At 46.4% G+C, this 16,792-nt stretch carries 16 protein-coding genes, 2 tRNA genes and 1 rRNA gene; 11 read left to right on the top strand and 8 right to left on the bottom strand.

Annotated elements, in window-relative coordinates; all coding sequences use genetic code 11:
- Positions 1 to 97, top strand: a 5S ribosomal RNA gene (rrf, locus tag HUF13_RS08595); the annotation flags it as partial.
- A 572-nt stretch (positions 98 to 669) separates the two neighbouring features.
- Here rrf and HUF13_RS08590 read toward each other — a convergent pair.
- From HUF13_RS08590 to HUF13_RS08580, 3 genes are all read right to left on the bottom strand, one after another.
- A complete protein-coding gene (locus HUF13_RS08590) occupies positions 670 to 1,731 on the bottom strand; it encodes a radical SAM protein (RefSeq protein ID WP_173474743.1) in 1,062 nt (353 codons plus the stop codon).
- A complete protein-coding gene (locus HUF13_RS08585; RefSeq protein WP_173474742.1) occupies positions 1,732 to 2,748 on the bottom strand; it encodes a hypothetical protein in 1,017 nt (338 codons plus the stop codon).
- A gap of 147 nt (positions 2,749 to 2,895) precedes the next feature.
- Complete coding sequence (locus HUF13_RS08580) at positions 2,896 to 5,379, bottom strand: DEAD/DEAH box helicase (protein ID WP_173474741.1); 2,484 nt, start codon at positions 5,377 to 5,379, stop codon at positions 2,896 to 2,898.
- Between the two features lie 374 nt (positions 5,380 to 5,753).
- Here HUF13_RS08580 and HUF13_RS08575 point away from each other — a divergent pair.
- Together HUF13_RS08575 and HUF13_RS08570 are read left to right on the top strand one after the other, a co-directional pair.
- Positions 5,754 to 5,838, top strand: a tRNA-Ser gene (locus HUF13_RS08575).
- Between the two features lie 484 nt (positions 5,839 to 6,322).
- Positions 6,323 to 7,516, top strand: coding sequence for a hypothetical protein (locus tag HUF13_RS08570; RefSeq protein WP_173474740.1), 1,194 nt, complete (start codon positions 6,323 to 6,325; stop codon positions 7,514 to 7,516).
- On the opposite strand, the gene HUF13_RS08565 is transcribed toward HUF13_RS08570, so the two are convergent.
- Both HUF13_RS08565 and HUF13_RS08560 read right to left on the bottom strand, forming a co-directional pair.
- Positions 7,517 to 8,443, bottom strand: coding sequence for a hypothetical protein (locus tag HUF13_RS08565; protein ID WP_304038985.1), 927 nt, complete (start codon positions 8,441 to 8,443; stop codon positions 7,517 to 7,519).
- Positions 8,436 to 9,266 (bottom strand): TIGR02147 family protein, encoded by an 831-nt coding sequence (locus HUF13_RS08560; RefSeq protein WP_173474738.1) that lies wholly within the window; start codon positions 9,264 to 9,266, stop codon positions 8,436 to 8,438. The genes HUF13_RS08565 and HUF13_RS08560 overlap by 8 nt, the downstream gene beginning before the upstream one ends.
- Positions 9,267 to 9,490: 224 nt before the next feature.
- Between HUF13_RS08560 and HUF13_RS17310 the strand changes: the two genes are divergently transcribed.
- Positions 9,491 to 10,624: a GGDEF domain-containing protein gene (locus tag HUF13_RS17310; protein WP_304038983.1), complete on the top strand. Its 1,134-nt coding sequence runs from the start codon at positions 9,491 to 9,493 to the stop codon at positions 10,622 to 10,624.
- Between the two features lie 87 nt (positions 10,625 to 10,711).
- On the opposite strand, the gene HUF13_RS08550 is transcribed toward HUF13_RS17310, so the two are convergent.
- The gene (locus HUF13_RS08550) at positions 10,712 to 11,896 is read right to left on the bottom strand and encodes an MFS transporter (protein ID WP_173474737.1); all 1,185 of its coding nucleotides are present in this window, start codon (positions 11,894 to 11,896) and stop codon (positions 10,712 to 10,714) included.
- A 76-nt stretch (positions 11,897 to 11,972) separates the two neighbouring features.
- Here HUF13_RS08550 and HUF13_RS17305 point away from each other — a divergent pair, with 76 nt between their 5' ends.
- Entirely contained in the window at positions 11,973 to 12,107 is a 135-nt protein-coding gene (locus HUF13_RS17305) for a hypothetical protein (RefSeq protein WP_304038981.1), read from the top strand.
- Positions 12,108 to 12,180: 73 nt separating this feature from the next.
- On the opposite strand, the gene HUF13_RS08545 is transcribed toward HUF13_RS17305, so the two are convergent.
- Complete coding sequence (locus tag HUF13_RS08545; protein ID WP_173474736.1) at positions 12,181 to 13,341, bottom strand: class I SAM-dependent RNA methyltransferase; 1,161 nt, start codon at positions 13,339 to 13,341, stop codon at positions 12,181 to 12,183.
- Between the two features lie 295 nt (positions 13,342 to 13,636).
- Between HUF13_RS08545 and HUF13_RS17300 the strand changes: the two genes are divergently transcribed.
- The 3 genes from HUF13_RS17300 to HUF13_RS08530 all read left to right on the top strand — a co-directional run bounded on the left by HUF13_RS17300 (position 13,637) and on the right by HUF13_RS08530 (position 15,322).
- Complete coding sequence (locus HUF13_RS17300; RefSeq protein WP_304038979.1) at positions 13,637 to 14,506, top strand: FISUMP domain-containing protein; 870 nt, start codon at positions 13,637 to 13,639, stop codon at positions 14,504 to 14,506.
- Between the two features lie 289 nt (positions 14,507 to 14,795).
- Entirely contained in the window at positions 14,796 to 15,110 is a 315-nt protein-coding gene (locus HUF13_RS08535) for a BrnT family toxin (RefSeq protein WP_173474735.1), read from the top strand.
- Positions 15,107 to 15,322 (top strand): CopG family antitoxin, encoded by a 216-nt coding sequence (locus HUF13_RS08530; protein ID WP_173462113.1) that lies wholly within the window; start codon positions 15,107 to 15,109, stop codon positions 15,320 to 15,322. Before HUF13_RS08535 ends, HUF13_RS08530 begins: the two co-directional genes overlap by 4 nt.
- 60 nt (positions 15,323 to 15,382) lie before the next feature.
- On the opposite strand, the gene HUF13_RS08525 is transcribed toward HUF13_RS08530, so the two are convergent.
- Positions 15,383 to 15,454 (bottom strand) — tRNA-Gly (locus tag HUF13_RS08525).
- A 155-nt stretch (positions 15,455 to 15,609) separates the two neighbouring features.
- Between HUF13_RS08525 and infC the strand changes: the two genes are divergently transcribed.
- The 3 genes from infC to rplT are packed head-to-tail and all read left to right on the top strand — an operon-like array spanning position 15,610 to position 16,775.
- Positions 15,610 to 16,194, top strand: coding sequence for a translation initiation factor IF-3 (gene infC, locus HUF13_RS08520; RefSeq protein WP_072828010.1), 585 nt, complete (start codon positions 15,610 to 15,612; stop codon positions 16,192 to 16,194).
- 21 nt (positions 16,195 to 16,215) lie between these two features.
- Positions 16,216 to 16,413 (top strand): 50S ribosomal protein L35, encoded by a 198-nt coding sequence (gene rpmI / locus HUF13_RS08515; protein WP_014545553.1) that lies wholly within the window; start codon positions 16,216 to 16,218, stop codon positions 16,411 to 16,413.
- 11 nt (positions 16,414 to 16,424) lie between these two features.
- Positions 16,425 to 16,775, top strand: a complete 351-nt coding sequence (gene rplT, locus HUF13_RS08510; RefSeq protein ID WP_014545552.1) for a 50S ribosomal protein L20 — start codon at positions 16,425 to 16,427, stop codon at positions 16,773 to 16,775.
- Positions 16,776 to 16,792 lie beyond the last annotated feature (17 nt).

The raw sequence follows: 16,792 nt of genomic DNA, 5'->3' as shown, positions 1-16,792 counted from the left end.
AGGGTCACACCCGTTCCCATCCCGAACACGGAAGTTAAGCCTCAGATCGCCGATGGTACCTGGCCCTCGGGTCCGGGAGAGTAGGTCGCCGCTGGATTCTCGAGGCCCCCTGCCAAGACGGCAGGGGGCCTCTTCGTTTTTATGCGTACCGCTCCGCCTGGCGGCTGCGCTCTCGCCATTACGGCCGGTCAGTACCGGCCGCCCATGGCTCGCAGCCCCCTGAGCGGAACGCTCGGGGGGCCCTTTCTTTTTTTGTGCCGCCGGCGCGATCCTGTGCAGCCCGCGCGATGTCGCGGCGGCACTGACGTGCCGGTGGCGCGCGCGTCCCCGCGCATCTCTAAAATATTCCAATTTATTACATTGATAACTTGTCCATGAAATAGTGTCTTTTGTAGTTTATTCAGTATGATAGGATTTATACATTATAGGACGTAGCCGGGTGAACTAGCAAGCCCCGGGTTGTGAGGATAGAAACATGGAAAATAAAGAAATTGAAGTCAAGAAATTGGGGCCGATTGTGGAAACGGTCTGGGGCGTTCTCCTTTTGTTGTCTAGTTTTGCATTATTCTTTATTGGTTGTTGATCTTTTAGTTACACGAAAAGGGCGGCCCTTTGGGGTCGCCCTTATTGTATGGCTACAGTTTGGGAAATTTTATTAGGAATTCTTATTTAAGAATTCTCTTTTTTTTCAAGTTTTTTGGCACGAACTATGGCTGCTATGGCCTTTTCGTTATCATGAAGAACTTGAATTGCCTTTTTGTTATTTGTTAAAGCGCTGCAAATTTCACAGACTCCGCATAACTCTTTGCTGAATCGGATTTTGCTATGTTCTTCGACAAATTTGCATAGCCATAAAGGACCCAGATAATGAATTGCATTGAGGAAAACGTTTTTAGAAGCTCTGTTAAAGATTGTTTTAATTTTTTCCTTGTTTGCATCTCCTAGATCTAGAATGGGATTGTTGTCTGACGGAATGCCACAGCAAGCCCATATATGCCCCATTGGCGAGAGTACAGGGTCGTTGACGGCCCAGGTACAACAGCAAGATAAAGTTTCCCGGTTGGCAAAGACATCAAATTTACTTTTGTCGAGCGTTTCTGCACGACCGCTTTTTTGGAGCGTATTTTCATAAATTTGATAGATGGTTTTATTTTGGGTTTTTATTTCGTCTTCTTTTCCATAAGCTCTTGAATTTGGTGTCGAAACGTGAATCTCTTCACCTAGAAACTCTTGGATAAAAGAAGGCGTAATCTTGTCATTCTTGCCGTGGCTGTTGGCTAGAACAACAGAATCGAAACCGGCTCCTTTGCTCGCTTGCCAAACATTGCGGATATTTTCCAATGGAACAAATGGTTCATGGTAGTCATCAACACTAATGTCTAGTTCGCAAAGGCCTACGCTGCGGAATTTTTCGATGTAGCGCTTGGCTCTTTCGAGACTTGTAGCCCAGTGCGCATTCGTGACGAGTCGTGTTCTTAAAAAATTAAGAGTACAATAACGAATCGCGCGGATAAGGTCTTCGCCGAGTAAAGTGGATTCGCCACCTGTAAAAACAATGAGTTTTGTGTTATAGTTTTTCACAATTTGATCAATGCATTTTTGTATTTGTTCAAATTGTACTTTGTTCTTTTTGCGCGGGGTGCAATTCATTAAACAATGGGAACACCTTGCGGTGCACCCATCTGTTGTAACAATGCTAAAACACCCGTTTTTTAACGGAGTAATGCTCATTTACTTTTTTTTCGTTGCTGTTTTTTTGACGGTTGCCTTTTTTGCAACAGCTTTTTTGGCTGCTTTGGGTTCTGCTCTCTTGGCAGCCTTCAGCAAGTTCTTAATCTGCTGTTCGGCATTTGCTGCAGCCTTTTTTTCGGCCTTGGTGGCATTCTTGGGAAGAGACTTGCGGATACGTTCCACTTCGGCAAGCTTGATTTCGAGATCCTTAATCTTGTAGTATGGACCAGGAATTTTGATTTCTGGTCTTGGAATTGGAATCTTCGGATCTGGCAGAGGAATCTTCGGGTCAAGCGGAATTCTCGGATCTGGTATAGGAATTTTCGGATCAAGAGGAATTCTTGGTTCCGGCACTGGAATCTTGACATCGACATAAGGCGGGACGACTTTCTCGATTTTAATCGGGGTGAGTTCAATGCCTTCAGGCATGATTTTGCTAATTTCTTTTGCAAGAGTTAATTGTCCCTTTTCAATAGTATCGATGTAGTTGATAAATGCGTTTGAAATGGCTACACAACTTTCTTCAGAAATTGGTTCCTGTAATTTATTAAGAAGATTTGCCTTTGTTTTTTTTTGAATACTTAAATTATTGTCTAGTGTTTTTTTAGCGATATACCTAACACTATTTTCTAATAATAGTTGTGAATATTTGACTATATCACCTTCATAAATTTCACCAGGCTTGGGTTCTCTTCGTTGAGCGTATCTTTGAGAAATTTCTCTAAAAAGGTCTCTTGCCGTGCTATAGTAATCTGGAAGATTTTCCTTGAATAATAGCGACATTGCTTCTGTGACTACAGAGGTTATTCTTATACCCGCTTCTTTATCTCTTTCTTTAGTTAGTTCTCCTATTGTCCAATGACTATTTTGATATTCTTTATCGCCTTGAAGCTGTTTTAGGTATTTTTTTAAACGTTCATACGTTTTTGTTTCTTCGTCGTAAACATATCCTATAATTGTTTTTTGGAAGCTTTTGAAGTCAACGACAGTTGCTTCTTTAGTTTTTTTTGTAGCCATGTTTTCTCCTTGTATAAAATACATGTTATTTGATTATATATGAATATATAATAGAAGAGAAAAAAATGATAAATAAATTATTTTTTTACAAAAGACAAAAAACGGTATTCGTTCTGAATTCCGTTCGTTTACTTGTTTTAGTTTATTTTAGTGTCTTCCGAAGCGGCGGGTCTTGCGGAATGGCTTGTCGCCGAAATTGCGTTCGTCGTGATCTTTGCGGAAAGGCCTGTCTTCGAATTTGCCCGGTTTGCGGTCGGCAAATTCGCGTTCGCGGCGGGCTTTGCGGTTTTCGAAAGGCTTGTCGCCAAAGCTGCGTTCGCCTCGTTCTCCACGGTCTTTGCGGAAACCGCCACGGCGTTCTTCGTCGCGGAAGCCTCCCTTGCGGTCTCTGTGGAAGCTGCGGCGTTCTTCGCGGCTCGCGTGCGGTCTTGTTCCCGGTGCGGGGCCCTCGGGCGGTTCGTCGGTCATTACGCGGAAGCGGGCGTCGTTCCCGCGAATGGTCATTTCGGACAAAATGTCGAGAACGTCTTGCGGAAGCGTTTCTGGCAATTCAACGGTGCTGAATTTGTCGAAGAGCTTGATGCGGCCGATATTGCTGCTGTTGATGTTTGCTTCGCCGGCAATTGCACCTACAATGTCGCGCGGGGTGACGTGGTCAATGCGGCCAACGCCCAAGTAATAGCGCAAGAATCCTTCTTCCACGCCGTTCAGGCCTTCCTTGCGTTCCTTACGCATGCGCTTTTGTTCTTCGCTGTTGAGGCCGAAATCTTCGCCATTGCCGAGGAAGTCTCTGCCGCTGCGGACTTTTTCGCGGCGTTCCTTCGGGGCTTCGAGCGGCGGAAGGTTCGGGAAGAGCGGCTGCTTTTTCTGGTACATCTTGATGACGGCTGCGGCAATGTCTTCGGCGGTCAACGGAATTGCAACATTCTCTTCGGTCACTTCGGCATGCTCAGTGACCTTGCTGTTGTCGGTCGGTGAGCTGGTTGATGAGCCTGTCGAATTAATCGAACCGTCGGCAACGAGTGCGCGTACGAGTTCCTTGAACTGGTCGAGTTCACCGTAGCTCACAACACTCTTCACTTTAGCCTTGAATGCATCGACGCGTTTTTTGCTGATCTGTTCTGAGGTCGGCATTTCCATGGCTTCGATCGGCTGGCGGGTTGCCTTCTCGATAATCTTGAGCATGCGACGTTCACGCGGTGTCACGAAGAGAATTGCATTTCCGCTACGGCCTGCGCGGCCTGTACGGCCAATGCGGTGCACGTAAGATTCGGTGTCGTAAGGAATGTCGTAGTTCACCACGAGCGAAATGCGGTCTACGTCAATGCCGCGGGCGGCGACGTCTGTTGCGACGACGATATCGAGCTTGCCCATCTTGAGACGGTTGATGGTGCGTTCGCGCATGGATTGTGCGAGGTCGCCGTTGAGCGGGGCCACATTGAAACCGCGGCTTTCGAGCTTTTCTGCGACTTCGGTGGTGTTCTGCTTGGTGCGCACGAAAATCAAAACGCCGTCAAATTCTTCGCCTTCGAGAACGCGGGCGAGCGCTTCGATTTTGTGTTCGTTTTTCACGGCCAAGAAACGCTGGCGGATGTTTTCGACGGTAGTTGTTTTGCCTTCGATGCGAGCTTCTTCGTATTCGCCCAAGTGCTGGTCGATAATCTTCTTGACGCTGTCGGGCATGGTGGCGCTAAAGAGGGCGCGCTGGGCGTCGGCGGGGATTTCCTTGAGGATGGTCTCCACGTCTTCCATAAAGCCCATGTCGAGCATTTCGTCAGCTTCGTCGAGGACAATGGCTTTGACAGCTCCGAGCGAAATAGAACCGCGCTTGATGTGGTCGATGAGGCGACCCGGAGTGGCAACGACGATACTTGCCTTGCGCTTGAGGGCGCGCAGCTGGATGGATATGTCTTGACCACCATAGACCGGAACAACGGTCACGTTCGACATTTTGACCGCGTATTGCTGGATGGCATCGGAAACTTGGATGGCAAGTTCGCGTGTCGGCGTGAGTACGAGCATGGACGTTTCGCGCCCGTTGAAATTGATTCGCGAAAGGAGCGGGAGCGAGAATGCAGCCGTCTTGCCAGTACCGGTTTGTGCAGTACCGAGGAGGTTCACGCCTTGCAAGAGAACCGGAATGGCCTTGGCCTGGATGGGCGAGGGTGTTTCGTAACCGGCGAGCTTGACCGCTTCGAGAACTTCCGGAGAAAGACCGAGATCATCGAATGTTACCAAGGATTCGTCGCCGATTTCTTCGTCTGTAGAGTCTTCATTTAAATTTGCTGAGCTAGTTGCAGCCACTGTTGTGTCATGCCCGGCTTCTGTGCTGAGCTTGGTCGAAGTATGAGCGGGCATCTCCTTTTCGGCAACGCTCGCTTCATCGTCATCGTCGATAAATTCGACCTTTTCGCCTTCGCAAATTTTGGATTCTGCACCAGCCTTGAGAACTTCGCCGTTGTCGTCAACGATGATTCCGTCTGGATTTGTCGCGAGGAAAGCCGCTTCGTCAGCTTGGTCTTCGTCTGCGCCGCCTGCAATGGCGTTCAGGAACGCATCGGCTTCGAGTTTCATGTTGGAATTGTTGTCTGGGTACAGATCTTCCGTATTGCTAGAAATATATTCTGCCATAAGTCGCCTTCGGGATCCGTAAACTTCATCTGCGGCGTTTGCCGCGTCATCACATAGCTCTTACCGAGCATTCAATAAGCCCCGAAGTGCACTCGCACTTATAAACCTGAAGTCTGTTGGGTCCCCTAGAAATGTGCGCCAAATGTAGAAAATAAAGATTTGAAATCAAAGGTTTTTGAAAGGTATCGTGATGAAATAAGAAAAAGAATAGTTCGTTTGTTACCGATATGGTAAAAAATTGGGGGCGACATGCTAAAAAAGGAGGTTTTGTAGCAAGTATAAAAGGGATAAAATACAGAAGAGGTAAAAGATTATTGGAAATATTAGTTATACATAGACAGTTTGAATGAATTATACTATATTATGCAAACCTCGGAGAGATGCCAGAGTGGTCGAATGGGCCGGTCTCGAAATCCGGAGTCTGTCACAGGACCGAGGGTTCGAATCCCTCTCTCTCCTTTGAAACAAAAAGCGAAGCCGTAAGGCTTCGCTTTTTGTTTCAAGTGTAATAATGGGTGGATGAGAACCCTCGCAGAGGGTTCGACAAACTCGCCGAGAGCGAAGCGAACACAGGCGAGTTTGAGATTGCGGCGTAGCCGCAACCCGAAGGGCTGCAAGCGAAACGAAGTGAGCTTGCAGTCTAATCCCTCTCTCGTATTGAGAGAGGGAAAAAACTCTCTCTCCTTGAGAGAGGAAAAAACTCTCTCTCGTATTGAGAGAGGGAAAAAACTCTCTCTCCTTGAGAGAGGAAAAAACTCTCTCTCGTATTGAGAGAGGGAAAGTCTCTCTCCTTGAGAGAGGAAAAAGTCTCTCTCGTATTGAGAGAGAAAGCTTCTTTTGTATTGAGAGAGGGAAGATGATGAGCAAGCGAAACGAAGTGAGCGTCTTCTCCAATCTCTTTTTCTACATTTGCCCCATGTCTTTTTTTTCTCGTATTTTTACTTTGCTTATACTCTTCGTCGCGTATGCATGTGCGACGGAAGTTCAGGTGATTGAAGGCGATAGCCGCGGTCTGCGCGACCTTTCGGCGAAAAAGCTCAAGGCGATGGCTTCGGTCTATTTGGCGGAATTGGGGTATGTTCCTCGTTTGGATATTCAAAATGTAGGTGTTTCTTTTTCGTCATCTGGGCCTGTAATGCATTTTATTCGGATGAAAAAGTTTTTGCCGGATGGTCAAATCGAAACTGATTCTGTTACAGTGGCGGAAGTGGATGATGTCGACGATGCTGTGGAAACGATGCTTACGAAATCTTTTGGATACGCCTCCAAAATTTATAAAAGCGAAAATCCGTCCGAAGTAATTTTTTTGAATCCCGTGTTTGTCGATATAGATGACCATGTCGCAAGTATTGCCTCCCAAAGAGCGGAATTAGCAATTGAACAACTTGGATATAGACTTTCCGATGATTACGGTAAGGTGAATCTTAAAATGTTCCTAGTGAAGTTGAAAGATGCTTATTGGCTGGGGATGATTCGCATGGAGGGCTCCAAGGTTATCAAGGCGGCTCATAAAAAGTTCTCGTCTGACGAAAATTTGCGATCCATGGTTTATATGGTGACGAGCAAGGTTATGGAAATGGGTGTGGAGCCCATAGATTCAAATACCGAAGTGGTGAATTACGCCGATACCCACGAAGCGAGGTGCCGTGCAACAAGAGAAGCGAACTCTGTCGCTGGCTTTTTTATCGGTCTTACATTTGATATTTTGTGTTATCTTTCGGATTATGGTGGATTGGAAGTAGCTGCAGGCAGCAAGGATCTTTACGACAAGTGGTATCCGAATTTCCGCTTCGATCTTGTGTGGGGCTTTTCTGATTATCACTCTTGGCTTGTGGGCCTAGATTATGCGGGGACGATGGGCAAAACGCAGTCTCGGTGGTCGTTTGAATCTATACACAGATTCTCGCAGAAAAAGGGTGTCTTTGTGGATGTTGTCTGGGGCTGGGGCCATGATAGGACGTATGAAGGTTGGTATATGGGTGGTGATATCGGATACAACTTAGTTGCATCTGATTCCAAGGCTCATTGGCTATCCTTGATGTTGCGCTACGACTGGACTTTGAACGAGTCCTTTTCCGAAGCAGGCCGAATTTCGGTTAACTTGATTTACAATCTCCGCGGTTACTTTAGCGACTGATCATTGCCGGATTGTCGGCTTTTTATTGATGAATTCATCGTACTCGACTGAACCGCATTTCATGGATTCTTTGAGCGTGAATGTCCTTTCAATGTTGGGGCTTTCGGAAAGCTCGCCGCAGTATTCGAACAGGTATCCTACATGCATGTCAAATGGACGACGCTCGTAATCGCAGTTGTCGTAAAAGTCCGCGATGGTAATCGTGTCTTTTGTAATGCTGGTGAGCACGTGTATAGCAGGCGATGTATCGACGATGTTCAATATGTAAAGCGGACAACCGTCAGTTTGGAATGAAACTGAACCGTCTTTTCCGTAAACTTTTCCGCCCATGAACCAGGTCGTTTCGTAGAAAAGATGGGTTAGGCCAACGGCGTTTTCGTTAGTGATTTTGTGTAGCCCGAGAGTTCTGAGTTCTGCGATATTGGCGTTTTCGGCGGTATCTCGACTAGAAATAAAAGTCTTGTTGTATGCAAGTACGCTTGTGTCGAATACAGCCTCCGTTACGCCGTACATTTTGAGATAGTCTTCGAGAGAACGCTTTGATGTTTCGGTTTCATTGCAAAGATTGGTTTGTCCATCGGCAGAGGTGCATGTGCCGGTTTGACCATCATGCCCTAATCCACCTCTTCCATTTGCTGAGTCCAAGGCGCTACTTGAGGAGAATGTTATTGGAATAGGATCTAATGTTCCATTGCCTTCTTTTGTTGATGAGGAACTTTGGGTGATTGGAACTGGGAATCCTGAACTACTTGAGGGTGATGGGTTGTCGTTTGGTGCATCGATTTCTTCGGACGAAGAGGAATTCCCGTAGGCGAACTGGTTTGGTTCTTCGGCGGTTCCGGCAACTTTGTCGGAGCAGGCAAATGAGCAAAATACCGCGATAGCGGTTGTACCTATGGTCGAAATTTTTTTGAATAGATTAATCATTGCCATTCTCCTTGACTTTCCGCGTGAGAGGGAATAACTGTAAATTTAATCTATAAACTTGGTCGATGTTTTTGTCCCCGGCAGCAATGCTTATGATTTTTCGGCGGCATTCGTCAAGTTCCTTTACGATCTGTTCATAAGAGTCCTTGGAAATGCCCATGGTGACTCCGCTGAAGTTCCTTTCTGTTTTGGCGAGGTCGAGCGAGCTTGCTGCAATTTTCGCCATTTCGCGGTGCATATCGCGGATGGCTAGCTTGGTCGCTTCGGGTGACCCCTTGATGGAAGTTTCCGTTTGAACGAACGTGTTCTCGCTGGTCTTTTTGATGAATCCCGCTTTTGTCAAGAAATCGAGGGCTTCTTTGACATCGTTGGCGGAAATGTCCATGTAGCATTTTTTGGCGATTTCGCCTGGAGTTGCTCCCGGCATTAACGGGGCTAGCTCCCTCAAAACAGGATTTTTCCAAGTTTCGTAGAACTTGAAAAGTTCACCTTCGATGACTCTGACTTTGTGAATCTTTGCAATGGAAAGCATTTCTTCGTAGGCGGCTTTCTTTTTGGCTTCATCGGTTTCTTGCCCGAAGTTGACCATTGCCCTGAAGTAGTCCATTTCGAAACCGACAAGTCCCATGGCTTGACCGGTGCGTTCGACGCCGATTCGACTCAATTTGCTTTTCCCGTCGCAGACGACTTTCATGTATGATGACGATGTAAAACCGGCGGCTTTGGAAAATTCTCTCCACGAAAAAACATGGCGAAGTTTGCGTTCTTCGTAGAAATCGCGCATGTATTTGCGAAAGTCGGAGTATTCAATAATAGCTTTCATTTTAACTAAATATAAGCTGAATTTTGCGAAAAAGCAATATCTTTATGCAACAAAAATTATGTAAAATAGAAAAATTTTGGTGTTTTAAATTAAATTTTGATTTGTTTTGATTGTATATGCAACGTTTAGGACGTGCGGTGCGGAGTTGTGACCAAATTCTTATTATTGTAGAATAAATAGCGAATTTTTGAACACTTTTGAGGAAAAAGAGTATTTTACTAGTTATGAGTATTTTTGGTTTTTATACGGAAGTCAATTTTGGGTGCGTCAGTGTATTGATGCTCTTGTTTTATAGCATCAAAAAACTCCCGACTCCGTTACTGAAATACCCTCTTTTCCAAAAATTGATACTTTGGCATATTATCTATTTTATTAGCGATTCCATGTGGGCGTTTGTGAACGATGGTGTTTTGCCGAAAAATACGTTTAGTGTTTTGTTGGTAAATTACAGTAATGTCGTTATATTGCCGGTGGTTGCGTATAGTTGTTTCTTGTTTGCCGAAATCAGTACGCGGCCGGATATGACTCGCAAACAAATTGAACACCTCCAAGTAAAATTGCTAATCCCAATTATTGCACAGGCTCTTATTTTGCTTGTCTCGTTTATTGTGGCTCCAGATTTTTGGTTGAATGATAAACTGGAACCATGTGACCTTTATTATATGCTTTTGGCCATTATGCCGATGCTTTATTGGATAACGGCGACTATTCGCGGAGTTATCCGTGCACGAGAGGTGCAGAATCAGCCAAATTTTCGGACTTATTTGATTGTGGCTTCTTACACGCCGGGCGTTTTGATTGCTGGTGGCGCGCAAGTGTTCTTTGCCTTGACTACGCCGTTGTTCTGCTTCTGGTGTACATTCATTATTTTGTTTGTCTACCTGCATTTGCAGAACCAGTTGATATCGACGGACTCGTTGACAATGCTCAACAACCGCAATCGCTTGCATGATTTTTTGCTCCAGCAGCGCGAGGAAAAAGATTCCTTTGTGATTATGGTGGATGTGGACCACTTTAAGCAGATTAACGATACTTATGGCCATGCCGAAGGCGACCGTGCGCTAGTTCTTGTTTCGCAGGCGTTAAAGAAAGCATGCGAACAGTTGAGTTATTCGATGTTCCTTTGCCGCTATGGTGGCGATGAATTTTTGATGATCGCTCAAACGGATGTTCCGGATGAAGTTGTGAAAAAGATTAAGGATTGTCTGCAAGAAGAAGTGGAAAAAGAGAATGGTTCCCGTTCGTACACGATTGAGGCTAGCATGGGTTTTGCCCGATGGGATGGGCGCCCCGATAGCTTTAAGGAAAGCATGGTCAACGCCGATAAAAAGATGTACGAAGACAAACGCCTGGCGTAGCACCTTCGGTGCAGTTGGCAGAGTTTAGCTCGCTACGCTCTTAGAACTTAGAATGACTGCAAATAACTAAGTTCTAAGTTCTAAAAATCACCCCTCAAGTTTATTCTTTAAGTAGTGCTTTGCCGTGTACGCGAGGTACATGATGTCGGCAATGACGAGAGCGATGCCGCAGGTGAAAAACACTTGCTGGTGCATGCCGAAGTGGTTTGCCATGGCGCCTCCCACGAGAATTCCGGCTCCAATGCCGATGTCCCAGCCGCTAAGGTACGTGCTGTTTGCGGTACCGCGTTGGTCGTGGCGGGCGAGATTTACGCACATGGTCTGATAACCAGGGAAGATGAGCCCGAGGCTTGTACCGATAAGGAATGCGGACAAGAAAAATGTTATGGGACCGTGGCTAAAGGCAAGGATGAAGTAGGCGATAACGTTCAGCGTCATGCCTATGCCGACAAGGTGGATCAAATAGCCGCGATCGATGAGTCGTCCGGTCATGATGCGGTTCATGATGAGCCCTGTAGCAATAAGCGCATAAAACCATCCTGTGCCGCTGATGCCTAGCTCGTTTGCGTAAATGGCGATGTAGTTTGTGACGGGCCCGTAGGCGAATCCAACGAAAATGAAGTTTGCAAATTGCGGAACCGCGCGGGTAAGGAAAAATCGGTCAAGCGAAAGCGGTGCGCATTGTTTTTTTTCGCGGGGCTTCACTTTGAGTGTTTGCACAAGCACAAGCCCGATAATGCAAAGAGCGGTAGAAATTGCGAAAACGATTCCGTCGCCGAATGCTTCGTAAAGAAACATGCCGGTCATGGGACCGGTGGCGAAGGCTAAATTCACGCTAATCCCGAAGTACCCGATGCCTTCGCCTCGGCGACTAGCGGGCAGTGCGTCAATGGCAACGGTATTGCTTGCTGTTGTAGAAATACCAAAGAAAAGCCCGTGTGCAAAACGTACTACAGCGAGAATGGGTAAAAGTCCTACAGTCTTGTAGCCGAGAAAGCACAACGTGAATGCAAAAAATGTCCAAAAGTATAACGGCTTACGGCTGAATGTATCCACGAGAAATCCGGCGAAAGGCCTGCAAGCGAGTGCGCCAATCGTGTAAAGCGAAATGATGATGCCCGCGGTGGCGTTGTCGGTTTGGAACTTTTCGATGATGTACAGCGGGAGAATCGGTAATAATTGGTAAAAACTAAAGAAAAGCAAGAAATTTGCTGCGGCGCATGTCGTAAAATTTCTTGTCCAAAGTGCCGGTTTTTCGTTTGATGTTGCCATATTTAATATACCCCCCTTAAAAGATAGAATCTTTCGTGGATAATTATGGAAGCGTTTTTGAGGCGTAATTATTCCAATGGAAATCGATGAATACAAAGATGGCCATCACGACTATACCGACGCGATGGCCTATAATCCCAATCACTTGAGCTATCTTGGGGCGGCTCAGTTCACTGCAAGGCTTGACGCCTTCTTGAAAACGCTTGATTAACTAGATTCTTTGACAAGTGACTATCGAGAAATTATGGATCCCCTACGCTTCGCTTCGAGGATGACACAGAGTGTCACTTTCTCTCAAGTGCCACGAGCGTTTCGAGGTGAGGCGTACCCGGGAACAGGTCGAGTGGCAACACTTCCTTGACGCGGTAGCCAAAACGTTCCCATTCAGCAAGTGCATCCGGAATTTCGTCGGTACCGCAGAAAATGTGCAAAACACGGACTGGCTTGCGCATGGCGAGAGCGCGGATGACACCTGGTTCGGTTCCCTTGCGCGGCGGGTCCAAAAGGATGCGTTCCGGTTCGCCTGGGATTGGCCGCGGGAGTCGCATTTGCACAAATGTTTCGTCGATCTTACCTGCGATGAACTTGTAGTTCTTCTTCAAGAATCTTGCGGAAGCCTTGGCACAATCGATGGACGGGCCTTCCCATTCTACGCCGAGCACGGATTTGGCGGCTTCGCCGAGCGCAAAGCTGAACAAACCGTAACCACAATAAAGGTCCAAGAAATGGTCGCCCTTTTCGAGACCGAGAAGGCGGCTTGCGGACTTGATGAGGTTGTGGATTTGGCTTTCGTTGATCTGGCTGAATCCCGTCACCGGGTACTTGAGCCTAAAATGGCCGAGGTCGAGCGAAAGTTCACGCGGACCGTAAAGCTGCTTGAAATTGAGCGTGTCCGTCGGGCGCTTCGCTTCGAGATAGTAGTTCGATTCCGTGGTATCGACGTAAGTGTGTGCTGCCGTCACGTGGTACGGGCTCTGCTGCAAAACTTCAGCAATTTGCTTCAGCTTGCGGACGATACTTGCGTCCAGCTTTTTCACGTTGAAAATCACGACGCGATACTTGTACGTGCCACGGATGATAATCCAGTTGAGCGCGTAGGCGAGCGGCTTGTACGCCGGCGTGATGAGCTTGTCGAACAGCAAACGGTAAATGGCGTTGTGTTCTTCGGGCTCCAAGATGCTATCGTATTCGTTAAAACGCAAATCGCCCGGCTTCATTTCGACTTGGCGCTTGGACGTGGTGCGGTAATTGCGTGGCATCGGGCTAGCCACAATCGGCTGCGGGCCACGGGCAAGGCGGTTCACTTCCCAGAATTCGCGGATAGCGGCGTTCTTGACCTTGAGCTCGTCTTTGTAGTCGAGCGGGGCAAGAGTCTCGCCGTAAGCGGAATCGGATTCCTTCGTGTAATTCGGGAGGTTGTGAGCGATGGCTTGTTCAAAAAACATATTAACCCTTTCTTTTCAATTCCAAATTTAAAAAGTTCCCGGAAAGTTTAAAGTCTATTTTTATGCTAAATGGCTGTATACTGTGGTTTGTTGTTTTTGGTCTGATCTCGTCATTCTCGACCGAAGGGAGGGAAACTATTATTTCCTGTATCTACGTTTGTAATAGGATACAGTAATGTCTTGTAGTTGGTGATTGTATGAACCAATGACTAATGACTAAAAATCTTGAAATACTTTTCTGGCACTTCGCTATTTTGTACATTTGTTGACAAAAGTTTTGAGTTGGAGTGACTTTATGAATTATACTCGTTTGCTTGTTTTATCCGCAATCTTCTCGACAATGGTTTTTATCGCTTGTGATGACGGTAATTCTGCTTCGCAGGTGGATGATTTTTCACCGTCGCAAGAAACGGTGGAGGCCGGTCGGACTTGTGTTCTTCTGCCTGCTTGCGATGCAATGGTCTTGCAAAATATTAATACCTGGCACTTTGTGCGCAAGGATGCGTTTGGCAAAGATGTTGAATACACTTACAAGGCCGATGGCCGGGATCTGATTCTGACCATCAAAAATGGGGATGGTTCTGTTAACTCCAAGACTTATTTCATGTACAATATGGAATCTGATGCCGGTGTGGAAATGGCATACAGTGCGGCAAAGGCTACCTGTAAGGACGGCGGTGGTAATGACAGAACGACGAAGGTGTGCTCATCTGTTTCTTCATCGATCCCATATGTATCTTTGACGGATGATCGCGACGGAAAAACGTATAAAACCGTAGAAATTGGAAGTCAATGGTGGATGGCTGAAAATCTCACTTATGAACGCGATGACGGTTTCTATGGTTGGTCTTCTGCTCTGAATTCTTGCCCTTCCGGTTGGCATCTTCCTTCGGTAAGAGAGTTTGAAACGTTGATGGATGCTGTGGGCGGGGCTTCGAATGTTGATTCCGTGCTTGATTTGAGAAAAAACTTGAATAGTACGGAATCTGCTATTTTTTGGAGCTCGGATTCCTGTGAGGTTACGGCTTATGACCGTAGGTATCCCATTCCGTCAGAAGAGTTTGCTTATTCTATGGAATTGAATTACTATAGCAAAAGTGTGTACATTGGTAGATGGTTGAAGTATCAGAGTGCTTTTGTCCGTTGCGTCAAGGATGATGAATAATTGAAATTTGAAAAAGTGACTTGCTAAGGATACTGTTGAATTGAAAAAAAAACTCTGGCTCGTGAAGCTGGAGTTTTTTTTTCTGTGAAAAATTTTACAAAAAAATAGCGGGCCAAATAGCACGAAAAAGCGTGTATATAAAGTGGTGGAGAAGTGTGTTCTCTGCTGCGTTACGGCGCGGTCCGTAAAAAGGGAACTTTCTAATGATTAAAGTTTGTGCTTGTGATAAAGCTAAAGTTGCTTATTTAAAATTTAATAATTATATTATAATTATAGCGCGGAGTACTATATGCAAATAGAATTCGCGTGGGATGAAAAGAAAAATGCGATTAATCAAAAGAAGCATGATGTTTCGTTTGAGGAGGCTAAAACTTGCTTTGAAGATGAATATGCGAGGGTGTTCTTTGATGTGGAGCATTCAGCTCAGGAAGATAGGTCTATTCTTATTGGGTTGTCGTCTTGTTTAAGAACACTAGTTGTCATCTTTACTGAATGGAATGGCTTGAATCCCGATGTGTTGGTGAATCGTATAATCAGTGCCCGGAAAGCAACGAAAAAGGAATTTCAATATTATTGGAACGCGAGAAAAGGAGATTGCTTATGAAGAAAGAATATGATTTTTCAAAAATGAAGGCGGTGAAGAACCCGTATGCCAAAGTTCTTAAGAAACAAATTACAATAAGGCTGAACGTTGAAACGATCGACTATTTCAAGAATATGGCCGAAGAACTTGGCATTCCGTATCAGGTGCTGATGGATTCGTATTTGACCGATTGTGCGAACGCTAAACGCAAGTTGAAGATCACGTGGAAATAAGAAAGGCCTCCCGAAAGGGAGGTTGGAACAAAAAAAGACCTCTCGAAAGAGAGGTCTAAGAGCGGCGGACCGGGATCGAACCGGCAACCATTAGCTTGGAAGGCTAAGGCTCTACCATTGAGCTACCGCCGCGAGCATGACAATTATACAAAAATATTGCAGTTTTTAAAGGGGTTATAAAAAAAGTTGTTGGAAAAATATGAAAAAAATTCTAAATTTACGCTCGCATAAACAAAACAATCATATCAGAGGTAGCATACTTGTTCCCTAATCCGCGCGATCGTCGCATGCCCAACCGTCCCAGCGATGGGACCCGTACCAACGAAGATATCCATATCTCTCCGATCCGTCTCGTGAAAGAAGATGGCGAAGCTATCATCATCGAGACGAGCAAGGCATTGCAGATGGCGAAAGACGCCGGACTGGACCTTGTGGAAGTCTCCCCGAACGCTAAGCCGCCTGTCTGCCGCATCATCAACTACGGCAAGTACAAGTTCGAACAACTGAAGAAGGCTAAGGCTGCTAAGGCTAAGCAGCACGTGGTGAAGCTCAAGGAAATCAAGATGCACCCGAAGACTGCCGAGAACGACTACCAGTACCGTATCAAGCAGGCTGGCGAGTTCTTGCAGGACGGTATGAAGGTGAAACTTATCATGCAGTTCCGTGGACGCGAAATGGCGCACATGGACTACGGCAAGCGCCTGATGGAACGCGCCAAGGAAGACTTGGCCCCGTTTGGCGATTTGGAAATGGATTCGCGGGTGGAAGGCAACACGATGCTTTCTATCTACGGTCCGAAACGTGGTGCCGGTAAGAAACAAGACCAGGCACCGAAGCCCGTAACCGAGCCAAAGGCAGCAGGTGAGGCTTAACTTTAAACCTACGAGGTAAAAATGCCTAAAATGAAAACTCACAGCGGTGCTAAGAAGCGCTTCCGCGTGACTGGTTCCGGCCATGTCAAGTTCAAGCGCGCTGGTATGCGCCACATTCAAGCTAAGATGAACACTAAGCGTAAGCGTAACCTTCGTAAGGGCGCTCTCGTTAAGAAAGTCGATACCTATCACGTCAAGCGTCTGCTTGTAGTAGCATAAGGAGAGTAAGAATGCCACGCGCAAAAACTAGAGTTCCTTCCCGCGAACGCCGCAAAAAAATCCTCAAGGCCGCCAAGGGTTACTATGGCCGCCGCAAGTCGAACCTTCGCCTTGCTATTGACGCCGTTGCCCACGCTGGTCAGTATGCCTATGCACACCGCCGCGACAAGAAGGGTGATTTCCGCTCTCTGTGGATCACTCGCTTGAACGCTGCTGTTCGTGAATTCGGCATCAGCTATAGCCAGTTCATTTACAAGCTTTCCAAGGCTAACATCAACATGAACCGCAAGGTTCTCGCTGACTTGGCCGTCGCCGATCCGGCAGCTTTTGCTAAGGTCGTCGAAATCGTGAAGGCTGCTTAAGTCCTGACTAAGCAAAA

The sequence above is a fragment of the Fibrobacter succinogenes genome, from assembly GCF_902779965.1.
In the GTDB taxonomy this organism is placed as follows: Bacteria; Fibrobacterota; Fibrobacteria; order Fibrobacterales; family Fibrobacteraceae; genus Fibrobacter; species Fibrobacter succinogenes_F.
Note: the sequence above shows the minus strand (reverse complement) of the source record. Positions and strands in the feature narration are given on the sequence as shown.